This is a genomic window from Vibrio anguillarum, from assembly GCF_003390515.1.
GTDB classification, from domain to species: domain Bacteria; phylum Pseudomonadota; class Gammaproteobacteria; order Enterobacterales; family Vibrionaceae; genus Vibrio; species Vibrio anguillarum.
Map to the genome: position 1 here is coordinate 948,674 of NZ_CP031478.1, position 282 is coordinate 948,955.

Consider the following 282-nt stretch of genomic DNA (forward strand, 5'->3'; position numbering starts at 1 on the left):
CCACCTTTCAGCACCAAACCAGCACCAAAACTCATTGAGGCAAACAAAGAACTTTGCTTGTTTTACGGCTTGAGTTCACCATGGATTTGAAGGTAAAAAAGCTCATTTGCCGACAATACAAAACGAATGGCCGGAGAAATCCAAAAGATTGAACCCCTAAATTTACCTGAGTTGCATAACGCCCGCTTAAGGGGCAGACAACGCTACTACCAACTTACCGCATAACACCGTAATCACCGAAACCAACGCATAGTAAAAATGCCACGCGTTGGCTGTCCCTCT